A 21,849-nucleotide genomic window follows, 5' to 3' on the forward strand; every position below is an offset into this window, starting at 1 on the left:
ATCCCGTTCTGCCCATTCAATCGTCGAACAAGAACAGATTGAGCGTCAGCCGTCCGGCCATTGGGTCGGGGCTCAGCGTCACGTCCGGCGGCAGATAGGCGCAGTGCAGCGTGTTGCCGGCATAGACGAGCGCACGGTTGAACCGCGCCGGCTGGACCGCGATGCGTTCGTACAATGCCGTATCGCCGGCGATGTAGGATGCTTCGGGCATGCCGTGCGTTTGCACGCCTGCTTCCAGTTCCGCCTTGGCCCGGCCGAGCCGCGCGCCGTCGACGCTTTCGAACCCGGTCGCACGCTGCCGGTAGAAGGCGGTGCCTCCTTGTTCGCCGTGACCCAGGAACAGCAACACCGCGATCCGCCGCGGTTCGACGCCATCGAAATGCGGCAATCGCTGGATCGGCGCGAGATCGCCGGGGGCCGTGGTGACCAGTGAATAATAGGCTTCCAATACTGCGGGTGCCGGATCGATACCGAAATGCTGCGCCAGCAACGGCGCGATCCGGCGGCGCATCGTCTCTGCCAGGCGCGGCGGTACCTCGGCACGGACACCGGGATAGTGCGGACCGATCGCGGTCATCCGCAGGCTCGCTGCATCCTCGCGCAGCGCGTCCGGATCAGGCCAGAAATCGTCGATCGTCAGTAACGGGCGCTGCTCCTCTCCTTGCAGATGGAGCGTAACTGTCGGCGTGTCGGTCATGCCGCCCCTCATGCAGCGCGGCTGTGGCATGGAGCAAGGTATTCGTATGCATGGTTGTTTTGCCCTCCGCTTGGCGTCAAGCCGAAGGCGCAGGATCGTCGTGCGGACAAGCGACGGCCAGGGGAGCCGAATTTTGACTGACAAACCAGTCCAGGGCTTTGGCGGCCTTTGGAACATCAGCTTCGGCTTTTTCGGTATCCAGATCGGCTTCGCGTTGCAGAACGCCAATATGAGTCGGATCTTCCAGACGCTCGGCGGGTCGCTCGACGATCTCTCCTATCTGTGGATAGCGGCGCCGCTGACCGGACTGCTCGTCCAGCCCATCATCGGCCATTACAGCGATAGCACCTGGACGCGCTTCGGTCGCCGTCGCCCCTATTTCTTCGCGGGCGCGGTGCTGGCCGCGCTCGCGCTGTTCGTGATGCCCGAGGCGAAGGTGCTTTGGTTCGCGGCATTGACGCTGTGGGTGCTCGACGCCTCGATCAACGTCTCGATGGAGCCGTTTCGTGCCTTCGTCGGCGACATGCTGCGCAAGGATCAGCACACTGCCGGCTATGCGCTCCAGACCGCCTTTATCGGCGCGGGCGCGGTGGTCGGCTCGATCTTCCCGTTCGTGCTCGCGCATCTCGGCGTGTCCGGCGACGCGCTGGCGGGCGTGCCGGATACGGTACGCTACAGCTTCTGGTTCGGCGGTGGGGCGTTGCTGCTGGCGGTGCTTTGGACGGTCGGCAGCACGCGCGAATACAGCCCGGAACAAATGGTTTCGTTCGCCGAGCGTGACGGGCACGGGGCGCTGCCCGCACCGGCCCGCGCGCTCGCCAGTCGCGGTTTTGGATCCAGCATAGCCTGGATCGTCGCCGGGATCGCGGTAATCGTCGCGGTTCCCGAGCTCGCGTTGCAGAAGGAAGTGTATCTGCTCGGAGGGTTGCTCGTCGCGTTCGGCGTCGCCAGCCTCGTTGCTATCGTGCTCGCCCGGGCCGGCAACACCGACAACGCGTTGAGCCAGATCGTCGGCGATTTCGGCGACATGCCCGATGTGATGAAGCAGCTGGCGCTCGTCCAGTTCTTCAGCTGGTCCGCACTGTTCATCATGTGGATCTTCAGCACGCCGGTCGTCGCGCAATATATGTACGGGTCGAGCGACGCGACGAGCGCCGCCTACAACGCCGGCAGCGATTGGGTCGGCGTGTTGTTCGCAGTCTACAATGCGGTCGCGGCGCTGGTCGCGTTGCTGATCCTGCCCAGGCTGGCGAAGCGGATCGGGCGGGTGAAGACGCATATCGCATGTCTACTCTGCGGTGCCGCGGGGTTTGCGAGCTTCCTCGTGGTGCGCGATCCCACCATGTTGATCGTCAGCGAAATCGGCGTTGGCATCGCCTGGGCGTCGATCCTGGCCATGCCGTACGCGATCCTCGCCTCCAGCCTGCCGCAAGCCAAGCTCGGCATCTACATGGGGTTGTTCAACATCTTCATCGTCCTCCCGCAGCTACTGGTCGCCACGCTGATGGGGTCGGTGCTCAAGGCGTTCTTCCCGACCGAGCCGATCTGGACGATGGCGTTCGCGGCAATCGTCATGGCGCTTGCCGCGCTGGCGATGCTGCGCGTCCCCGAAATCGAAGAGGACGTTTCCTGATCCGATCGGGAATGGGGCGGCGATGGTGCGCGCGCCGAATGGTCCACGTGATCGCACTCAGGGCGTCGGTTTCTAACGCGCGGTCCTGTGTCGTCTTTCGCCTGTCTGTCACGACCTGAAGGTCGGGCTTGCGCACGGCGCCGCGGCGAGCGATCACGCCGCGCGGTGGGTCGGCGACCTGTCGATGAGTGCAGACCTCGGCTGGCAACAGGCGATACGCGCGGACAAGAGATGAGGGATGAGCAATGTCTGAGATCGTGCAGTACGACATCCTGATCGTCGGCTCAGGTCATGCGGGCGCACAGGCCGCCATCGCTCTGCGTCAGCGTAATTTCAGCGGCACGATCGCGCTGCTCGGCAACGAGCCGTCGCTTCCCTATGAGCGTCCGCCCTTGTCGAAGGAGTATCTGTCGGGCGACAAGCCGTTCGAGCGTATCCTGCTGCGTCCTGCGGCATTCTGGACCGACCGCGCGATTACACTATTGCCCGGACGGACCGTGGTTGCCGTCGATGTCGAGGCCCATCGGGTGACGACCGCCGATGGTGGGATCGTCGTATACGGCACACTGATCTGGGCAACCGGGGGATCGCCGCGGCGGCTGACCTGTGCGGGCCATGACCTGACCGGGGTCCACGGCGTGCGCACGCGCGACGATGTCGACCGGATGCTGGACGAACTGCCGATGGTCGAGCGCGTCGTCGTGATCGGTGGCGGCTATATCGGTCTCGAGGCCGCGGCTGTCCTGACCAAGCTCGGCAAGCATGTCACCGTGATCGAGGCGCAGGACCGCGTTCTGGCGCGGGTCGCAGGCGAGCCGCTGTCGCGGTTCTATGAAGCGGAACATCGCGCGCGCGGTGTCGATCTGAGGACCGGCGTCGCGGTTTCGTGCATCGAGGAGGTCGATGGCGCGGCATCCGGCGTTCGTCTGGCGGGTGGCGAGATACTGCCTTGCGAGATGGTGATCGTCGGGATCGGTATTGTGCCCGCGGTCGGGCCACTGCTCGCCGCCGGGGCCGAGGACGACAACGGCGTGACGGTCGACGACCATTGCCGCACGACGCTGCCCGACGTCTTCGCGATCGGTGACTGCGCGGCGCATGCAAACGCGTTCGCGGACGGCGCGACGATCCGGCTGGAATCGGTGCAGAACGCAAACGACCAGGCAACGACCGTGGCGAAAATGCTGACCGGTACGCCCGAACCTTATCACGCGGTGCCGTGGTTCTGGTCGAACCAGTACGACCTCAAGCTCCAAACGGTCGGTTTAACGACGGGCTATGATGAGGCAATTCTGCGCGGCGATCCGGCCGAGCGCAGCTTTTCGCTGATTTATCTGAGGGCGGGCCGCGTGATCGCACTCGACTGCGTCAACCGCGTCCGCGATTATGTTCAGGGCCGTGCGCTGGTCGTCGGGGCGTTCCAGGTCGATCCGGCGTTAATGGCTGATACGACGATCGAACTGAAATCGTTGGCGAGTGCCCGCTCCGAAGCTTGAATCGCGCTCGTCCACGCGATTGCCTTGGGGTCCTCTTGCCAGCGCGGGGAGGGGGGGGCTCAGTCGTGGAGGCCTGCCACGCCAAGTGTCCCCAGGTTCAGGGTCACCTGGACGTTCAGCGCATTGTCCATTTGCGCCCGAGCGCCGCCTCGCGCGAAACGATATTGGTTGAGGTAGCCGATATCGGCCGTCACCGCCTTCGCCAGAGGGAAAGCCAGCCCGACAATGTTGCGCATCCGCTCGTACCCGGCACGCTGGCCCCACGCCGTGCTGTTCGGCAGGAAAAAGCTCTCGTGGCTGGCGAACATCACCATTCGCTCGGATCCGAGCGGATGATTGTAGCGCAGCAGCGGCCGGACCCGGAAGCCGATCTCGCTCCCGTCTGGATTGAAACGTTCGTCGAGCCTCAGGCGTCCAGCGAAGCGTCCACGGGCGACCACGATCTGTTGGCGGAGTCGTTCCTCGTCGGGGGCGAGGTTGCGGCTATGAAATCCGACATGGCGGTATCCGAACCCGAGTTCGACACCCTCGGCCACCTGCCAGCCGACGAGCGCGCCGAACTCCGTGGTATAGATGCCGCGCTGGCGATCGCTGATCCGCGCGATTTCCTCCAGCGTCACGCGCCATTGCGGCGCGACGGGAACGACCACGTTGAGCTGTTCCCAAGCCTGCGCATCCTGCTGTTGCGCCAACGCCGGAGTCGCGGCGAGAAGCAACGGGAAGACCGTGACCGACAATGAACGATTCATCGCGCGTGATTTGGCACAGCTTGGCTGATGCAGGCAATGGAGACCGTACTACTTTAGCGACAGACGGCAGGCTTCGTATGAACCGATCGGCGAACCCTATATTCAAGCGACGTCGGACACCTCTTTTGCCTCCGACGCCGTCCACCCGCCGAAACGGGCGTAGAGCGTCGGCAGTACGAACAACGTCAGCAGCGTCGCGGATACCAGGCCGCCGATCACCACGGTCGCGAGCGGCTTCTGGACTTCGGCACCGGCGCCGTGGCCGAGTGCCATCGGTACGAAGCCCAGGCTGGCGACCAGTGCGGTCATCGCAACCGGCCGCAAGCGGGCGAGGGCACCATCATGGGCCGCTTCGCCGCGCGCGACGCCTTGCGCCATCAGGTCGTGGATCGACGACACCATCACCAGCCCGTTGAGGACCGCAATCCCCGACAAGGCGATGAAGCCGACCGCGGCCGAGACGGAAAACGGCATGCCTCGCGCCACGAGCGCCAGCACGCCGCCGACCAGCGCGAGCGGTACGCCGGTGAACACGATCGCCGCATCGCGGACCGAGCCGAGCGCGCCGTACAGCAGCACCATGATGACCGCGAAGCAGACGGGTATGACGAGCAGCAGCCGATCGCGCGCGGAGGCGAGGTTTTCGAACTGCCCGCCCCATTCGCCATAGGTGCCGGGCGGCATCGCCACGTGCGCGTCGATCGCCGCGCGCGCGTCGGCGACCACGCCCGCGACGTCGCGGTCGCGGACATTGGCTTGGACGACGACGCGTCGCTTGCCGTTCTCGCGGCTGATCTGGTTGGAGCCGTCGACGACCGCGATGTCGGCGACGGTCGACAACGGTACGAACCCGCCTGCCGACGTCGGCACGGGGATCTGCGCCACCTGGGTCAGGTCCGAGCGGGACTCCTCCGACAGGCGGATCACGACGGGGAAACGCCGGTCGCCTTCGAAGATCATGCCGGCCGCGCGGCCCCCGATCGCTGCCGCCACGGTGTCCTGCACGTCGCCCGCCGTGACGCCGATCCGCGACATCGCCATGCGGTTCGGGCGGATGTCGAGCATCGGCAGCCCCGCTGTCTGTTCGACGCGCACATCGACGGCGCCGCGTGTCCTGCGCAGGACGTCGGCGATGCGGTCGGCGGCGGCGTTCATGCCGCCGAAATCGTCACCGAAGACCTTGACCGCGATGTCGCCGCGCACGCCGGCGATCAGTTCGTTGAAGCGCATCTGGATCGGCTGGGTGATTTCATACCCGTTGCCGGGCAGCGTCGAAAGCCGTGTTTCTATCCGCGCGACCAGCGCTTTCTTCGTCAGGCCCGGGTCGGGCCATTCGGCCTTCGGCTTCAGAATGACGAAGGTGTCGGAGGCGTTCGGCGGCATCGGATCGCTGGCGATCTCGGACGTGCCGGTGCGCGAGAAGGCGAAGCGGACCTCGGGTTGGCGAGCGAGCAATTTCTCGATCTGGAACTGCATCGCCTGGCTTTGGTCGACCGAGGTGCCCGGAATGCGGACCGCCTGGACGAGGATGTTGCCCTCGTCGAGTTGCGGCAGGAATTCCTGGCCGAGCGTCGTGAAGGCAATTCCGGCGAGTGCGAGCGCGCCGACCGCGATGCCCAGCGTGATGCCCGGGCGGCGCATCGCCTTGCCGAGCCCAGGTTCGTAGCGATGGCGGAGCCAACCGATGATCCGGCTCTCCTTCTCGTCGACGCGCCGGCTGAGCGTGATCGCGATCGCCGCGGGCACGAACGTCATCGACAGGACGAAGGCGAAAACGAGCGCGATGATCACGGTTAGTGCCATCGGTTCGAACATCTTGCCCTCGACACCCGTGAAGGTGAGAAGCGGCGCGTAGACGAGGATGATGATCGCCTGGCCGTAGACGGAGGGACGGATCATTTCGCGCGTTGACGCCGCGATCAGGTCGAGCCGTTGGCGCAAGGGCAATGGCTCGCCGTGGCCATGCTGCGCGTCACCCAGGCGGCGGAGCGCGTTCTCGACGATGATGACGGCGCCGTCGACGATCAGCCCGAAGTCGAGCGCGCCGAGACTCATGAGGTTGGCGGACACGCCGGCCTTCAGCATGCCGATACTCGTCAGCAACATCGTGACCGGGATCACTAATGCGGCGATCAGCGCGGCGCGGAAGTTGCCGAGCAGCGCGAACAGCACGACGATGACCAGTATTGCTCCTTCGGCGAGGTTGCGGGCGACGGTCGAGATGGTCGAGTCGACAAGTTCGGTGCGGTTGAGCACCGGCTTCACGACTATGTCGACGGGAAGGGCGCGGCCGATCTCCGCCAATCGCGTGCCGACGCCGGTCGAGACGGTACGGCTGTTCTCGCCGATCCGCATCACCGCGGTGCCGACGACGACCTCATGGCCGTTCTCCGACGCCGAGCCCATCCGCAATGCCTGGCCGGTGCGGACGGTGGCGATCTGGCTGAGCAGGATCGGCACGCTTTCGCGCGTCGCGATCACGGTGCGCGAGAGTTCGTCGGCGTTGCGGATCCGGCCGTCGGCGCGGACCGCGAGGCCTTCGCCGTTACGATCGACGATCCCCGCACCGGCGCTGGTATTGTTGCGTTCGAGCGCGGTGGCGAGATCCTGCAGCGTGATCTTCATCGCCGCCATCCGCTGGATATCGGGGACGACAAGATATTGCTTGGTATAGCCGCCGAGGCTGTCGACACCGGCAAGACCGGCCGTGCTTTTCAGCTGCGGCGTGACGATCCAGTCCTGAACCGTGCGCAGATACGTCGCCTTGTCGGGTTCGCTGACGAGATGGTCGCCCTCCGGCGTGATGTAGCTGCCGTCTTTCTGCAGGCCGGGCTCGCCGTTGCGGTGGCGGACCTGGTCGAGTTCGCGGTATTCGACCGTCCACATGAAGATGTCGCCGAGCCCGGTCGCGATCGGTCCCATCTCGGGCACCACGTCGTCCGGCAGGTCCTGCTCGGCGGTCCGCAGCCGCTCCGCCACCTGTGACCGTGCGAAGTAGATATCGGTCTTCTCGTCGAACACCGCGGTAACCTGCGCGAAGCCGTTGCGGCTGAGCGACCGCGTGTAGTCGAGGCCGGGGATGCCGGCGAGCGCGGTCTCGACGGTGAAGGCGACCTGTTTCTCGATCTGGTCGGGCGAGAGCGCGGGCGCGCGGACGTTGATCTGTACCTGGTTGTTGGTGATGTCAGGCACGGCGTCGATCGGCAGCCGCTGGATCGCGAACACGCCGGCGAGCGCGGCGGCGAACGTCAGCAACAGGACGAGCCAGCGCTTCTCGACGGCGACCGTTACAATGCGTGACAGCATGGTCTAGTCCTCGTCCTTGGCCGCGCTCTTGCCGAGTTCGGCCTTGAGCGTGAACGAGTTGGTGGACGCGATGCGCTCCTCGCCGGTCAGGCCCGCGGTCACGGTGACGGCGCCGCCATTGGTGCGGCCGAGCGTCACCGGGGTGGCCTTGAAGCCGCCCGCCGTACGCACGAACACGTGCGGCCGGTCGCCGATCATCTGCACCGCCGCCGAGGGCACGGCGACGCTGCGGTCCCCGCTCGCGGGGAGCAGCACCGATACCCCGACATTCTCGCCGACGCGCCAGATGCCGCCTGCATTGTCGATCGTCGCGATGACCGGGACCAGGCGCGTGGTCTCGTCGAGGATCGGCGAGACGAAGGTCACGCGCCCGTTCCGACGCCGACCGGCGGAGGTGACTTCCACGCGCGCGCCAGGCGTCACGCGGCCGGCGTCGGCAGGGACAAGCGACATCGTGACCGACACCTTGGCGAGATTGGCGACGCGGAACAGTTCGGCGTCGGCAGCGACCTGTTGCCCGAGCGTTGCCGACCGGGCGATCACCTGACCGGCGATCGGCGCGCGTACTGCAATGCGGTTGAGTGCGCCGCCGCCGCCGCCGCCGCCTCCGCCGCCGCCTCCGCCGCCGCCAGTTGCCGATCGCTGTTGCTGCGCGAGACGCAGCGCGATGCGGGCCTCGGTCGCGGCGGTCCGGGCGGCGACGAGATCCTGTTCGGGCGAAACACGTTCGGCGAACAGCCGTTGCTCGCGCCGGAGGTTCGACTGGGCGAGCGCGGACCGCGCCCCGGCGGCCTCGACCTCGGCATTGAGCGACGCGGCCTCGCGGCTCTCGATGATCGCCAGCGTATCGCCGCGGCCGATGGATTGACCGAGGTTGCGAGTGAGCGAGACCAGCCGGCCGCCGATCGTCGCCGCCACGACCTGCACGCCCTGCGGATCGCCCTCGATCGTCGCGGGAAGTTCGATCGCGCCGGCGACGCCGCCGACGCTCGGGCGCGTAACCTCGATACCGGCGTCGGCGATCTGCTGCGCCGACAGCGTCGCGACCGACGGATCGCCGGAGGCTTTGTCGCCATCCTCGTTCGCCACAGCGTTCGTCGCGGGCGCGGGATCCGGGGAGGGGCCACAGCCTGCCAAGGCCAGAGCGACGGCGGCAGGCGTGATCGCCCGGATGATAAGGCGGTTCATCGGTCGGTGTCCTTGGCGATCGGCGCTGCGGCGGTCAGCCGGTCGAGGCGCGCGCGTGCGTCGTGATAGGCAGCCAGTGCGTCGATCGCCGCCGTCCTTGTGTCGAGAAGAGTCCGCTCGGCGTCGAGCAGGTCGAGCTGCCCGAACTTGCCTTCGCGGTAGCCGATGCGCGCGATCCGCGCGGCCTCGACAGCGCCGGCAAGCGCGGGTCCCAGGGCGTTGCGCGCGGTGGTCGCGGCATTTGCCGCCTCGGCCTGCGTGGTCGCGATGTCCTGCTCGGCATCAAGTAACGCCGCACGGCGCAGGGCGTCCGACTGGTCGCGCTGCGCGTCAGCGACGGCAACGGCCGAGCGACCGCCGTTGAAGACGGTCAGCGGGATCGAGACGCCGAAAACCGCCGCCGTGTCGTTGGTCTGCTCGAGCCGTCGTGCGCTTGCACTCAGGGTCAGGTCCGGCACGCGTTGGCTGCGCGCCAGTCGAACCTGCGCGGTCGCGGCGTCGAGATCGGCGCGGGCTGCTGCGGCGACCAGCGTGCCGGTCGATCCCGGCGGTGGTCGGACCGAGTCGGGCGCCTCCACCTGCTGGAACCAGCCCTCGTCCAGTGCCCCGACCGGCATCCCGATCAGCCGGGCGAGGTTTGCCGCGGCGACATCCGCCGATCGTTCGGCGCGCTCCTCAGCGCCCTCGGCGGCGACGTGCGCGACGTCGGCACGTTGTTGCTCGAGCGGCGATGCCCGACCGGCCTGCACGCGCACCCTGGCCGCGCGGAGGACTGCGGCGGCAGTGCCGACCTGATCGCGGGAGACCGCGGCGCGGCGCCGCGCAGCTACCGCGACGACGTACGCCTGCGTCACGCGAAGGCGAAGATCGGCGCGGGCGATCGCCGCGCCGATACCCGCGCGGCCGATCTGCGCGTCGGCGAGCGCGATCCGGGCCTGCCGCTTGCCACCGCGTTCGAGAGGCAGCGCCAGCCCTAGCGTCGTCTCGGACGAGCGCAGGCCCCGATAGAGTCCGGATCCCGCGACGTTCTCGGTCTCCGCGATGATCGACGGGTTCGGACGCAGCGCGGCGACCTGACGCTGTGCTTCGGCGGCGCGCACGCCCGCCGAAGCCACGTCCCGAAACGGCGAGGATACGCCTGCGCGGGCTAGCGCCTCGGCGAGCGTGAGTACCGGTTCCGCTGATATGTGCGGACTGGTCTGGGCCTGCAGCGACGGTGCGCAGACGCCTGCGACCATGATGGCCGCAAAGATGCGATGCATTGAATTGCTCCTGACGATGTGGAAGCAGGCGCGCATCGCGCACCCGATCGACGTGTCAGGCCTGGGGCGGCCGCAAGGCGGTATCGGCGTTCCGACCGACGAGCGTGGCGCCGTCGAAGGCAATGAGCGTGGCGCGCGCGATATGCGTCATGCCGTCCAGCGGTTCGGAGTCCGGCGCGCTCATGTGATGCGCGTGGCAGCTGCCATGATGGTGCGGGTACCCGTTGTCCGCATCGGCCGCGACGTGATCTGAATCGCCATCGAGATGGGCGGTGGATTCATATTGGCTGGTCTCGATGCACCCGCCGACCTCGGCCGCATGCGCCACGCCGACCCATGCGGTCAGGACCAGCATCAGACAGGCAAGGAAGGGCAGAAGCCTACGCATGGCGTGGCAGGTAGCAGATGCGGCTGTTGTTGTAACCGGGGCGACGAGCATGAAACTTTTCCGCACGTCATCAGTCGCCGGGAAGGGTTCGCCGGGATGACTTGTCGACGGCAGGCGGTGTATCGATCGGTGCGGGCGGCGCCCGCGCGAACGGATCGCTCGTACGGGTGAGTTGCAAGCACGCGCGGGCAGGGGGTGGCCTAACGCGCTCCTCGATCTAAAGAAGCATCATGATTGGCTTATTCGGTCCCCTAATATCGGCAAAACGCTGGACGCCGTCGCGGTATAGGGCGTTGCTGCGCGCGCGCGGACCGCGATCGACGCAGTTTCGGACGCGTGTCGCGATCCTCACGGGCGCGATCCTCGTGGGCATCGTGGCGACGCTGTTCGCGGAGGCGGCCGACTGGGCCGGCATGGTGTTCAGCCACTTTGCAACGACATGGCACTGGATACCGCTCGTCACCACGCCGCTGACCTTCATGGGACTGGTGTGGATGACCCGTCGCTATGCGCCGCTCGCGCGGGGATCCGGTATCCCGCAGGTCATCGCGGCTCAGGCCAATCCCAACGACGCCACTCGGACTCTCATTTCGGTCCGGACGGTCGCGGCCAAGGCGGTGCTGACGATCGGTGCGGTATTGAGCGGCGCATCGGTCGGCCGGGAAGGCCCGACCGTCCAGCTGGCAGCGGCCGTCATGGGCGTCACGCACCGGCTCGTCCGCGTGCCGTTGCGCGGCGGGGTCGTCATCGCCGGCGGTGCGGCGGGCGTGGCGGCCGCGTTCAACACGCCGCTGGCCGGCCTGCTGTTCGCGATCGAGGAGCTCGCCTCCGCCTATGAGCAGCGCGTCACGCTGCTCGTCCTCGCCGCGATCGTCATCGCCGGGATGGTCGCCCAGTCGGTGCAGGGCGACTATATCTATTTCGGCGCGATCGGCGCGCACATGCCGCTGCTGTCAGCGCTGGTGGTCGCGCCGGTCGCCGGCATCGCCGGCGGCATGTCGGGGGGACTCTTCTCGCGGATAGTGTTGAGCATGGCGGTGAGCCGCAACCGGCTGACGGATTGGACGCGGGCGCATCCCGTCGCGTTCGCCGGCATGTGCGGCGGCGTGGTCGCGGTGCTCGGCGTCGCGACCGGACTGACATGGGGAACCGGCTACGCGTCGGCGCGCGCCATGATCGTCGGCGTGGATGCACCGCTCTGGTTCGGGCCTGCCAAGCTGATCGCGACGGCCGCGACGGCGATCGCCGGCCTGCCGGGCGGGATCTTCGCACCGTCTCTCGCGGTCGGTGCCGGCGTCGGCAATCTGCTCCGCGAGATATTCCCCGGCGAGCCCGCCAGCGCGATCGTGATCCTCGGCATGGTGGCCTATTTCGCCGGCGTCGTCCGCGCGCCGCTCACCGCGGTCATCATCCTGTCCGAAACTACCGCCAGCCGCGGCCTGATGCTGCCGATGTTCGCGACCGCCTTCATCGCCGATGCCGCCAGCCAGTGGGTATGCCGCGAAAAGCTGTACCACGGTCTGTCGAAGACCTTCGCAATGACGGCGACGCCGCGATCCCGCTGAACGCCACGACGTTCGTACCCGTGCTGCGTCACCCCAGCCAGCCACCGGTAAAGCCCGCGCGCTGCAGACCGCGGCGGATATGCGGGTTGCGCCGCATCGTCGACCACACCAGCCCGGTCCGCCAGTTCTCCATCATCACGACGATCGCACCCTGGTCGATGCCGAGGTAATCGCCGTCGACCCAGCCCATGTTCGGATCGATGCTGCCATGCTTCAACGGTCCCGGCGCGGCGGTCAGCGTCGGGTTGAAGGAATCGAGAAAGCCGTATTTGCCGTAGATCTGCGTGCCGTACCGACCATGCATCGTCGCGATCGCGCGGCGTGCCAGTTCCGGCTCGAACGCGATCGACGCTGCCGCCGCGGTCGGTGCGAGCGTGCCATCGTCGCGATCGTCCGGCCCCCGCGCGGAATAGCTGAAGAATTCGCGTTTGCGCCCGCCAAGGTCGACCGTGAAGTCGCCCGGACCGTCGCACGCGGTCAACCCCCAGACATCGGAACCATACCCCGTCCACCCGCCCGGATTGGCGATCGCATACGCGCGTTGCGCGCGCACCGCCCGGCGGCTGTTCTCGAAATAATCGATACCCTTCTTGGCCATATATCGGTCGCGGATGCCGCGAAAATCGATCCAGCAATGGCTGTATTGATGCACGAACAGCGGCGCGAAATGAACGTGCGGCTCACCCCAGCGATCGGTCCACTGCGCATCGAAGCGATCCGTCCACGCGTCCCATGTCTCCGGCGGCAACGCATGCGTCGGCGATCCCAGCGCCAGCACGTACAGCAGCAGCGCTTCGTTATAGATGTTCCAGTCATGCGCGATGAACCCGCTTTCGGGATGCCAGCCCATCGACATGAACGGCGTGCGTGGCACGATCCAGTTCCAGTCGATCGCCGCATAAAGCTGGTTGGCGAGTGCCCGGATCCTGACTTCCCCGGGGTGTTCGGAATCGAACCAGCTCTGCGCGAACAGCACGCCGCCGATCAGCAGCGCGGTGTCGATCGTCGACAGCTCCGCGCGCGCGAACCGGTGCCCCCTGGTCGTGCCGAGGAAATGGTAGAACAGCCCCCTATAGCCGCTGTCATCGCTCTTGCTGTCGCCCTGCGGCGCGGTTGCGAAGAACTCCAGCGTGGCGAGCGTGCGCGTCCGTGCCTCGTCGCGCGTGATCCATCCGTTGACCACGCCGATCGGATAGGCGGTGAGCGCGAACCCGACCGCGGCGATCGATGCGAACGACGGCGTCGGCCAGCGATCCGGCGCCAATCCGGTCGCCGGGTCCGTCGTTTCCCAAAAGAACCGGAAACTGCGCTGGTGAAGGTCGCCGAGCAGCGCGGTCGGCATCGCCGTGCCGGTCGCCGTACCGGTTGTGCTGGCATCGCCCCCGAGCCGGGTGGCGGACGGCATGGCACAGCCGGCCATAAGTCCTGCCAGACCCAACGACGTGTGGCCCAGCATCTGCCTGCGATCGATCATGACGTCCTTCGGTTACAGATAAGCAAGGGTAGAGGCGGGACGCAGCGACGCCGCGTCCCGAAGGCATGGTCTAGAACGAGAAGCCCGCCGACAGCTTGATGGTACGCGGCGCGTTGCCGCCCGTGCTGTACGTCGATCGCTGGCCGTAATTCGGATCGATCGGGCTGTTGTTGAAGTCGGTGTAGTTGCGGTCGTTCATCACGTTCAGGATATCGAGCCGCATGCGGATCTTGGTCTGATCGGTGATGAAGCCGAGCGGGACATATTTGGTGAACGCGAAGTCCAGCTGGCGGCGACCCCAGAGATCGCCCAGGCTATCCGCTTGCCGCCCGACCAGCGTCCGCGAGAACGGATCCGAATTGTCGATGAACGCCTTCAGATAGCTTGGCGACTCGATCTGGAACTTGGACGAGATCGTCACGCCGATCGGCGTATCGACGCTGCCCGCGATTACGAACCGGTGACGCGGCACGCCCGACGACCGCAACGTCGGATAATCCGAGATCTGCGCATAATCGAGCGCATAGGTTTCGCCGAACTGCCGGTTCTCGTCCGCCTGCGTGTAGGTGTAGGTTGCGTCGATGCTCCACGGCGAGGCCGCCGAATAGGTCTTGGTCAGCTTGAAATAGACCGCATCCGAATTGGTCTTCAGGCCATTGGTGCCGAGGATGATCGAGCCATAGCCGTTCGGCGAATAGGTGAACGGGGATTGCGGGACGTCCGACACGCTCGCGGGATCGTTGAAGAAGAAGCTGCCGTCCGGGCGGCGATTGCCCAGCAGGAACGCGAACCCGTCGTTGCTTGCGATATGCGTGAAACCGACCTCCAGTTCGACCGGCGAGAAGCGACCGCGAAGGCCGAGGCTGAACTGGTCCGCATAGGGCAGCTTCAGATCGTTGTTCATCATGACGATGGCACGCCCGCCGCCCGCGGCCGAGCTCGTGAGTTGCTGGCGTCCGGCGTCGGTCAGATAGACTGGGTTCCAGGCGATGCAGGTCTGGCTCGGCACGCAGGGGTTGAGCGAGTCGTTGCCGATGAAGTTGAACGTGCGCACCTGGTACGCGCCCTGGCTGACCTCCTGCTGGAGGAAGTCGAACTGGTTGCGATCGTACGACGGCCATAGCCCCCGAACAGCGAGAAGCGGCCTGCCTCGTCGAAGCGATAGGTGAAACCCAGCCGCGGCTGCCACGCACCCTTGAACGCCTTCCGGTTGTTCCCGGTCGAGATATAGTCGGTGATGTCGTAGTCGGCGCCTCTGAGATTGGTATAGTTGGCGGGCGACACCGCGGCGACGATCTCCGGCGCCGTGGCATAGTCCAGATACGCCGGCGTCCGCTCGTAATCCCAGCGCAGGCCGAGGTTGAGCGTCAGGTGGCTGGTGACGTCCCAATCGTCCTGCGCGTAGAACCCGATCTGGAAATTGTTCGACCGGACGCTTGGACTGCCCGACGCACCCGGCGCACCGAACTCGAGTTTATAGGGCAACGCATCGTTGAACGCGACGCCTGGGATCGCGTTGACGTCATAGGTGTATTGCGGGTTGGTGAGGTTCTGCTCGAGCGTGTTGAGCTTGACCCATTTGGCCTTGGCACCGACCTTGAACGTGTGCCCTTGCAGGCCGGTGAAGGTGAAATCGTCCTGGACGGTCCAGCCCCTCTGACCCTTGGTCTGGAAATTGCCGCCCGCGCCCGCGCGGAGCAGGTCGGTGCGCTGCGTGCCCGTGCCGATCCGCTGCGTCGCCTGGAAGAACTGCGTGATCCCGTCGGTCGAGGGCCTTGGCGAGAAGACCACGTCCTCATAGGACACACGCGCGTCGTTGATCCACTTCTCGCCGGTATGCTGCCAACGGAGCAGGCCGCGCTTGTCGACAACCTTGTTCAGCGTCGATGTGCTCGCGGCGTTGATGCCGGTCGCGTTCTGCAGCCCGGATTCGTTGCGATACTTGCCCGACAGTTCGATCAGGTCGTTGTCGGTCGGCACGATATCGATCTTGCCGAAATACAGGTCTTCCTTGAACCGCTGCGCGAACGTGCCGAAATTAGCCTGATATTGCTGTGGGATCGACGAGATCGGATAGCCGTTCTCCGGCCGTACGTCGTACGGGCTGGAGATGCGCTTGCCTTCGTAGGTGGCGAAGAAGTGTGCCTTGTCCTTGATGATCGGGCCGCCCAGCGCCGCACCGAACTGCTTGTTGCTGGTATCGACCTTGGAGATCACGGTCGGGAAGATTTCGCTCGGCCGACGATCGCGCAGGTTCTGGTTGGTGAAATCGTAGAAGCCCTCGCCGTGGAACTGGTTGGTCCCCGACTTGGTCACCGCGGTGATCGCGACGGAGCTGACCTGGTCGAACTCCGCCTTGTAGTTCGACGACAGCACCTGATACTCACCGATGCCGAGCTGCGGGAACGGGTTGCCGGGCGACGAATCCTGGCCGGTGATGCCGTTCTTGAGAACGTAATCCTTCTGGCTCACGCCATCGATGAAGACGTTGACGGTGCGGCTGTCCTGGCCACCGCCCTGGATCCGCGAAGCGCCGCTGGCATCCTCGATGAACCGCACACCCGGCGCCAGATCGGCGAAGGCGAGGAAGTTGCGGTTGTTCTGCGGCAGTTGCTCGATCAGCCGCGACGAGATGACGCTGCCGACCTGGCCGCCGGCGAGCGAGCGGATGCGATTGCCGGTGACGACGATCTCGTCACCGGTTTCGGCGGTGCCTCCAGCGGGCGCTTCGGCGGTACCGGCGGGCGCCGCCGGTGCGGCAGCGGCGGAGAGATCGAGGTCGAGCCCGGCGACCTGACCAACGCGCAGCGTGAACGCGTCCGAATTGCGCGTCCCGCTGCGTTGCTTGATCTCGAGGCGATAGGTGCCCGCGCGCAACGAGGCGAAATTATAGGCTCCACCGGTCTCAGCAGGCACGGGGCGACGCAACCCGGTCGCGATCTCGACCGCGGTTACTTCGACGACCGGATTGTCGGCGGGCGCGGTGATCGTGCCGCGCAAGGACGCCTGGCCGACCTGCGCCGTCGCCGGTGTCGGCGCCAGCAGGAGCCCGCTCGACAGTGCCGTCAGCGAGACGAGCGCGGCGCGCAACATCATCGTGTTCATGGTAGTTCCCCTGTTCCCGATTGTTCGGGTTTTTCGTAATTGGCTGAAAGAGTCTGATCGTGGCGACCGCGGAGCGCCGGGCCGGTGGATTCGCGCACCATGACGATCGGTACGCGCTGTTCGACGCCGCCATCGTCGTCGCCGGCGATCGCCTTCACCAGCCGCGCCACCGCGCTGGCACCGAAGCTGGCGATATCGATGCTCGCCGACGTCAGCGATGGCGTGATCAACCGGGTCAGCGGGATATCGTCGAAGCCGCAGATCGCGATCCGGTCCGGCACGACGATGCCGGCGCGCTTGAGCGTCATCATTGCACCGATTGCCATCATGTCGTTGGCGGCGAAGATCGCGTCGACGTCTGCGTCCTCTTCGATCAGCATCGCGGCGGCGGCGGCGCCCGAAGGCTCCTTGAAGTCGCCGGCCATCACACGCAGCGGCAACCCGGCGCGCGCGCACGCCTCCTGCGCGCCGCGCAGGCGCTCGTCGGCATCGATGTTGCCCGCAGGCCCGGAGATATGGACCAGCCGCCGCCGGCCGGTGGCGATCAGATGCTCGACCAGCGCCGCCGCGCCCGCGCCATTGTCGATCCGTAATTCGGTGCGCCCCGAATGCCCCGGCGCGCAATTGACCAGCACCGCAGGCATGCCACGCGGCAGGTGCGCCAGCAGGTCGTCCGCCGACACCTGCGGCGCCATCACCACCAGCCCGTCGACCCGACCGCGCATCGCGTGCAGCGCCGCGACGCCGCGCTGCGCATCGCCGTGCATCACCATCATCATGCAATAGAGCCCGCGCTCGGACGCCTCGCGGTCCATGCCGCGCAACAGCTCGGAGAAGAATTCACCGTGCAGGTCGGGCACCACGACGCCGATCATCCCCGACTTCGCCGAACTCAGATGGCGCGCCGCGGCGTGGGGGACATAGCCGAGCTTCGCGGCGACGCTCTCGATGAGCTCGCGCACTTCGGGCCTCACGTTGCTGTGTCCGTTCAGCGCGCGCGACACCGTCGCCACCGACACCGCGGCCTCGCGGGCGATATCACGGACTGTGGCGTGCGGCATGAAGCGTCGATATCCCCTCTGGCATCGGTCCGCAGGTTGCGACCGACATCTGCTCTTGATGTAACCGGTTACATGATCCAGAAGCAGGGATCAAGAACCTTGCGACGATCGTCTTTCCGGTGTCTGCCGGAGCGATCGCGACAGGCACGGACAGGGGTGAGCGGATGATGGCGGCAGTGAATTCTCGAGCGATTTCAACGGCGATGACTCGGCGGGCAATGATGATGGGCGCCGCCGCGATGACGGCGTGGGCGGCCAGCCCTGCGCGCGCGCTCCTTCGGCAGGCAGGTGGTGAAGCGACCGCGCTGCCCGCCTCGGTCGAGGCATTGATCGGCCAGATGACCGTCGCCGAAAAGGCCGGCCAGCTGACGCTGATGGCTGCGGCCTGGGCTGGTGGTGCGGCGACCTCGCTCAACCCGGCGGGCGGGTCCGCAAGCTTCGACGGACAACTCGCGGACGTTCGGGCGGGGCGGCTCGGCGGAGTGTTCAACGGCAACGGCGCGGTCATGGCGCAGCGGATGCAGACGACCGCGATGCGCCAGTCCCGGCTGAAGATCCCGCTGCTGTTCGCCGCCGACGTCATCCACGGCCTGCGCACCGTATTCCCGGTACCGCTCGCCGAAGCCGCAAGCTTCGATCCGGAACTTGCGCGGCGGACTGCGCGGGCGGCGGCCGCCGAGGCGGCCGCATCCGGCATCGACTGGACCTTCGCACCGATGGTCGACATCGCCCATGACGCGCGCTGGGGCCGGGGGGTCGAGGGCGCAGGCGAGGATGTCCTGCTCGGCAAATTGATGGCAGCCGCCCGCGTGCGCGGCTTCCAGGGCGAGCGCGGGCTCGCGGCCCCCGATGCGGTCGCCTCCTGCGCCAAGCATTTCGCCGCCTATGGCGCGGCCGAGGCGGGGCTCGACTATAACGCGGTCGATATCTCCGAGCGCACGTTGCGCGAGACGTATTTCCCGCCCTTCCAGTCGGCCTTCGCGGCGGGCTCGCCAACCGTGATGGCATCGTTCAACGAGATCAACGGCGTCCCCGCCACCGCCAATCCCTGGCTGCTCACCGACGTGCTGCGCCGCGAATGGGGCTTCGGTGGGCTGGTCGTGTCCGATTACACCGGCGACGAGGAACTGATCGCACACGGGTTTGCAGCCGATGCCCGAGAGGCAACCAAGCTCGCCTTCATGGCCGGCGTCGACATGAGCATGCAGAGCGGGTTCTACCTGAAGCATCTGCCCGATCTCGTCGCGTCCGGTGACGTTCCGGTGGCCCGGCTCGACGAGGCCGTTCGCCGCGTCCTCGCGCTGAAGGTGCAGCTGGGACTGTTCGACGACCCGTTCCGCCGGATCGACCCCCGTCGCGAAAAGACCCGAATTCGTACCCGCGCGAGCCTTGCGCTCGCGCGCGAGGCCGGCGCGAAATCGATCGTCCTTCTCAAGAACGACGGCGGCGTCCTGCCGCTGCCGCGCGCCGGCAAGCGGATCGCGCTGATTGGTCCGTTCGCGGCCGGACAGCATGACCTGATCGGTCCCTGGAACGTCTACGGCACCGACGCCGAGGCGGTCGATCTCGCAACCGGCATTCGCGCAACGGTCGCCGATCCGTCGCTGGTGAGCGTTGCGCTAGGCTCGGGCGTGGACGATCCACTGACCGGCGGCATTCCCGCGGCCGTCGCTGCCGCGCAAGCCGCCGACGTCGTTCTGCTCGCGATCGGCGAAAGCCAGCGCATGTCGGGTGAGGCACAGTCGCGCGTCGACATCGTCATCCCGCCCGCGCAGATGGCGCTGGTCGATGCGCTCGCGGCAACTGGCAAGCCGATCGTCGTCCTGCTCCGCACAGGCCGCGCCTTGGCGCTCGGCGGCGCCATGCTCGACGTCCCCGCGATCATGGTCACCTGGTTCCTCGGCTCGCAGGACGGGTTGGCGATCGCCGACGTGGTGTTCGGCAAGACCGGTCCGTCCGCGCGCCTGCCGGTGTCGTTCCCGCATGCGACCGGGCAGGAGCCCTATCATTATGACCACAAGAGCACCGGCCGCGCCAACCCGCCGGGGCCGTTGATGGAGTACAAGGCGCATTACCGCGAGTTCGCCAACGACGCGCTGTTCGCGTTCGGCCATGGTCTCACCTATGGCGCGATAAACTATGCAGCGCTCGACCTCGGCACCGGAAGCTTGGCGAGCGACGGCGTGCTCACCGTCCGCGCGACGATCGCCAACACCGGCACGCGAGCGGCGGAGGAAGTGGTCCAGCTCTACATCCGCGATCTCGCCGCCAGCATCACCCGGCCGGTGCGCGAACTGAAGGCGTTCCGGAAAATCGCGCTTAAACCCGGCGAGCGGCAAATCGTGTCCTTTACGCTCCGCCGCAGCGACCTCACCTTCATCGGCCGCGACCTCAAGCCGACCGTCGAGCCGGGCCGGTTCCAGCTCTGGGTCGCCCCTTCGGCGCAGGCCGAAGGCGTCTCGGGCGAATTCACGCTCGTCTGAGCATCGCCAGCGTATCGCGGCGAAGCGGGATGGCGATCACCGCTGCCAGCATCGCCGCGATCAGCACCACCGGTCCGGCGAGCATCAGCCAACGGATCGCGCGCAGGCTCTCCGGGCGTTGCGTCGCGCCGGCGACGAAACCGTTCGCCTGGTAGATCGCGCCGATTGCGAACCCGGCGCCGGCCAGCGCGATCTTCTGCACCAGCGCGAACGTCCCGAACGCCAGCGCTTCGACGCGCTTGCCGGTCCGCGCCTCGTCCCAGTCTATCGCGTCGGGCAGCAGCGTCCACGCGGCGAGGGCTACTCCCGTGAAGGCCGCCTGCATCGCGAGCAGGAACGCGGCGGTCTCACCGCTGCCGGGGGTCGCGACCAGCGCAAAGCCGGCGGGCAGGAGCAGCGCCAACGCACCCGCGCCGATCCAGGCGGTGCGCGCGCCATGACGACGGCCTAGCGCCGTCCAGACCGGTACGGCGACAAGGCTCGCTAGGGCCATGCCGGCCAGCGACCGTGGTCCACCGGGGGTGTTCAGCAGTACGTAGCGAAAGAAATACAGCACCGATTGCGTGGTCAGCGCGGTCGCCGCGCCACCCAGCGCCACCGCCAGATTGAGAGCGACGAACGCCCGGTTGCGGGCGAGCGTCGCCAGCCCCGCACGGATGGCGGGTCGATCGACAGGCAACGCAGAGGGGCTCGGTTCGGGAACCCGCCATGCCATGATCACGAGCAACGGCACGCCGACGATGGCAAGCAGCCCGCTCGCCGCGCCATAGCTCCCCGTCCGCGCCGACAGCCAGGGCAGGGCCAACGCCACCAACGCCGCGGCGGCCGATCCGAACCCCATCCGCCAGCCGGCCACCAGCGACCGGTCCCGACTGGTCTGCGCGACACGGGTCGTCCACGCCGCGTACGGAACGTTGGTGAACGCGTACAGCGTCCGAAACAGGATCTGCGTAGCCAGCGCCCAGCGTGCCGCGCCCATCGGCACCGCGAACATCGCCACGAACGCCAGGCCGAGCGGCAACGCGCCCCATCCGACCAGCCGACGGTACGAAAGCCGCATCCGCTCCGCCGTCGCCCCGGCGAGGAAATCGGCGGCACCATCCCAGATTGCCCCGATCATGAAGATCAGCCCGGCCGTAGCAGGCGGCAGCGCCAGCGCATCCATGTAGAAGAACAGCAGGTAGAGACTGATCGCCTGCCAATAGAGATTGAATGCAAAGTCGCCGGAGCTGAACAGCGCCAGCCTGCCGACCGGCGTTGCGGCATCGCCGGCACCAGGCTCCAGGCGGGATATCTCGGTCATCGTGAGCGTCTCTTTAGCCGGGCGTTGGACGCGGTAGCCGGCGCGTCTGATGCCTCGGATCGCCCGCGTCAACACATGCCAGGAGCGGCCGATCGTGTCGGATGCCAATGCCGAGATTGTACGGGCAGCGCGCGCAGGG

The 21,849-nt window shown here is 66.9% G+C and carries 15 protein-coding genes; 4 read left to right on the forward strand and 11 right to left on the reverse strand.

All coding sequences use genetic code 11. From position 1 onward, the window contains the following. Window positions 1-16 precede the first annotated feature (16 nt). Window positions 17-697: a DUF6445 family protein gene (locus HMP09_RS03245; protein ID WP_176499163.1), complete on the reverse strand. Its 681-nt coding sequence runs from the start codon at window positions 695-697 to the stop codon at window positions 17-19. Between the two features lie 133 nt (window positions 698-830). Here HMP09_RS03245 and HMP09_RS03250 point away from each other — a divergent pair, with 133 nt between their 5' ends. Both HMP09_RS03250 and HMP09_RS03255 read left to right on the forward strand, forming a co-directional pair. Further along, a complete protein-coding gene (locus HMP09_RS03250; RefSeq protein WP_232090618.1) occupies window positions 831-2,330 on the forward strand; it encodes an MFS transporter in 1,500 nt (499 codons plus the stop codon). Window positions 2,331-2,575: 245 nt separating this feature from the next. Then, the gene (locus tag HMP09_RS03255; protein ID WP_176499165.1) at window positions 2,576-3,826 is read left to right on the forward strand and encodes an NAD(P)/FAD-dependent oxidoreductase; all 1,251 of its coding nucleotides are present in this window, start codon (window positions 2,576-2,578) and stop codon (window positions 3,824-3,826) included. A 59-nt stretch (window positions 3,827-3,885) separates the two neighbouring features. On the opposite strand, the gene HMP09_RS03260 is transcribed toward HMP09_RS03255, so the two are convergent. The 5 genes from HMP09_RS03260 to HMP09_RS03280 all read right to left on the reverse strand — a co-directional run bounded on the left by HMP09_RS03260 (window position 3,886) and on the right by HMP09_RS03280 (window position 10,719). Further along, on the reverse strand, window positions 3,886-4,575 hold the full coding sequence (locus tag HMP09_RS03260; protein WP_176499166.1) for a DUF2490 domain-containing protein: 690 nt from the start codon (window positions 4,573-4,575) through the stop codon (window positions 3,886-3,888). Window positions 4,576-4,677: 102 nt separating this feature from the next. Beyond that, window positions 4,678-7,881 carry an efflux RND transporter permease subunit gene (locus tag HMP09_RS03265; protein WP_176499167.1) on the reverse strand — a complete coding sequence of 1,068 codons (3,204 nt, stop codon included), beginning with the start codon at window positions 7,879-7,881 and terminating at the stop codon, window positions 4,678-4,680. A 3-nt stretch (window positions 7,882-7,884) separates the two neighbouring features. Continuing rightward, complete coding sequence (locus HMP09_RS03270) at window positions 7,885-9,069, reverse strand: efflux RND transporter periplasmic adaptor subunit (protein ID WP_176499168.1); 1,185 nt, start codon at window positions 9,067-9,069, stop codon at window positions 7,885-7,887. Beyond that, window positions 9,066-10,331, reverse strand: a complete 1,266-nt coding sequence (locus HMP09_RS03275; protein WP_176499169.1) for a TolC family protein — start codon at window positions 10,329-10,331, stop codon at window positions 9,066-9,068. The genes HMP09_RS03270 and HMP09_RS03275 overlap by 4 nt, the downstream gene beginning before the upstream one ends. A gap of 55 nt (window positions 10,332-10,386) precedes the next feature. Further along, window positions 10,387-10,719: a hypothetical protein gene (locus HMP09_RS03280; RefSeq protein ID WP_176499170.1), complete on the reverse strand. Its 333-nt coding sequence runs from the start codon at window positions 10,717-10,719 to the stop codon at window positions 10,387-10,389. A gap of 230 nt (window positions 10,720-10,949) precedes the next feature. Here HMP09_RS03280 and HMP09_RS03285 point away from each other — a divergent pair, with 230 nt between their 5' ends. Continuing rightward, the gene (locus HMP09_RS03285; protein WP_176499171.1) at window positions 10,950-12,284 is read left to right on the forward strand and encodes a chloride channel protein; all 1,335 of its coding nucleotides are present in this window, start codon (window positions 10,950-10,952) and stop codon (window positions 12,282-12,284) included. 28 nt (window positions 12,285-12,312) lie between these two features. Here the strand turns inward: HMP09_RS03285 and HMP09_RS03290 are convergent, their stop codons facing one another. The 4 genes from HMP09_RS03290 to HMP09_RS03305 form a co-directional block, all read right to left on the reverse strand. After that, window positions 12,313-13,758, reverse strand: coding sequence for a glucoamylase family protein (locus HMP09_RS03290; protein ID WP_176499172.1), 1,446 nt, complete (start codon window positions 13,756-13,758; stop codon window positions 12,313-12,315). A gap of 70 nt (window positions 13,759-13,828) precedes the next feature. After that, complete coding sequence (locus HMP09_RS03295) at window positions 13,829-14,812, reverse strand: hypothetical protein (RefSeq protein ID WP_176499173.1); 984 nt, start codon at window positions 14,810-14,812, stop codon at window positions 13,829-13,831. Next, entirely contained in the window at window positions 14,725-16,863 is a 2,139-nt protein-coding gene (locus HMP09_RS03300; protein WP_176499174.1) for a TonB-dependent receptor, read from the reverse strand. Before HMP09_RS03300 ends, HMP09_RS03295 begins: the two co-directional genes overlap by 88 nt. Further along, on the reverse strand, window positions 16,860-17,924 hold the full coding sequence (locus HMP09_RS03305; protein WP_176499175.1) for a LacI family DNA-binding transcriptional regulator: 1,065 nt from the start codon (window positions 17,922-17,924) through the stop codon (window positions 16,860-16,862). The genes HMP09_RS03300 and HMP09_RS03305 overlap by 4 nt, the downstream gene beginning before the upstream one ends. Before the next feature lie 203 nt (window positions 17,925-18,127). Between HMP09_RS03305 and bglX the strand changes: the two genes are divergently transcribed. Continuing rightward, on the forward strand, window positions 18,128-20,407 hold the full coding sequence (gene bglX / locus HMP09_RS03310) for a beta-glucosidase BglX (protein ID WP_232090620.1): 2,280 nt from the start codon (window positions 18,128-18,130) through the stop codon (window positions 20,405-20,407). On the opposite strand, the gene HMP09_RS03315 is transcribed toward bglX, so the two are convergent. Beyond that, window positions 20,394-21,710, reverse strand: a complete 1,317-nt coding sequence (locus HMP09_RS03315) for an MFS transporter (protein ID WP_176499176.1) — start codon at window positions 21,708-21,710, stop codon at window positions 20,394-20,396. The genes bglX and HMP09_RS03315 overlap by 14 nt on opposite strands. Window positions 21,711-21,849: the final 139 nt, after the last annotated feature.

Origin of the sequence: Sphingomonas sp. HMP9, assembly GCF_013374115.1 — a bacterium.
Classification (GTDB): Bacteria; Pseudomonadota; Alphaproteobacteria; order Sphingomonadales; family Sphingomonadaceae; genus Sphingomonas.

Bases quoted from the DNA above. Each gene is read 5' to 3' on its own strand.
- HMP09_RS03245 (WP_176499163.1), bottom strand. From the start codon at position 697: ATGACCGACACGCCGACAGTTACGCTCCATCTGCAAGGAGAGGAGCAG.
- HMP09_RS03255 (WP_176499165.1), top strand. From the start codon at position 2,576: ATGTCTGAGATCGTGCAGTACGACATCCTGATCGTCGGCTCAGGTCAT.
- HMP09_RS03260 (WP_176499166.1), bottom strand. From the start codon at position 4,575: ATGAATCGTTCATTGTCGGTCACGGTCTTCCCGTTGCTTCTCGCCGCG.
- HMP09_RS03265 (WP_176499167.1), bottom strand. From the start codon at position 7,881: ATGCTGTCACGCATTGTAACGGTCGCCGTCGAGAAGCGCTGGCTCGTC.
- HMP09_RS03270 (WP_176499168.1), bottom strand. From the start codon at position 9,069: ATGAACCGCCTTATCATCCGGGCGATCACGCCTGCCGCCGTCGCTCTG.
- HMP09_RS03275 (WP_176499169.1), bottom strand. From the start codon at position 10,331: ATGCATCGCATCTTTGCGGCCATCATGGTCGCAGGCGTCTGCGCACCG.
- HMP09_RS03280 (WP_176499170.1), bottom strand. From the start codon at position 10,719: ATGCGTAGGCTTCTGCCCTTCCTTGCCTGTCTGATGCTGGTCCTGACC.
- HMP09_RS03285 (WP_176499171.1), top strand. From the start codon at position 10,950: ATGATTGGCTTATTCGGTCCCCTAATATCGGCAAAACGCTGGACGCCG.
- HMP09_RS03290 (WP_176499172.1), bottom strand. From the start codon at position 13,758: ATGATCGATCGCAGGCAGATGCTGGGCCACACGTCGTTGGGTCTGGCA.
- HMP09_RS03300 (WP_176499174.1), bottom strand. From the start codon at position 16,863: ATGAACACGATGATGTTGCGCGCCGCGCTCGTCTCGCTGACGGCACTG.
- HMP09_RS03305 (WP_176499175.1), bottom strand. From the start codon at position 17,924: ATGCCGCACGCCACAGTCCGTGATATCGCCCGCGAGGCCGCGGTGTCG.
- bglX (WP_232090620.1), top strand. From the start codon at position 18,128: ATGACTCGGCGGGCAATGATGATGGGCGCCGCCGCGATGACGGCGTGG.
- HMP09_RS03315 (WP_176499176.1), bottom strand. From the start codon at position 21,710: ATGACCGAGATATCCCGCCTGGAGCCTGGTGCCGGCGATGCCGCAACG.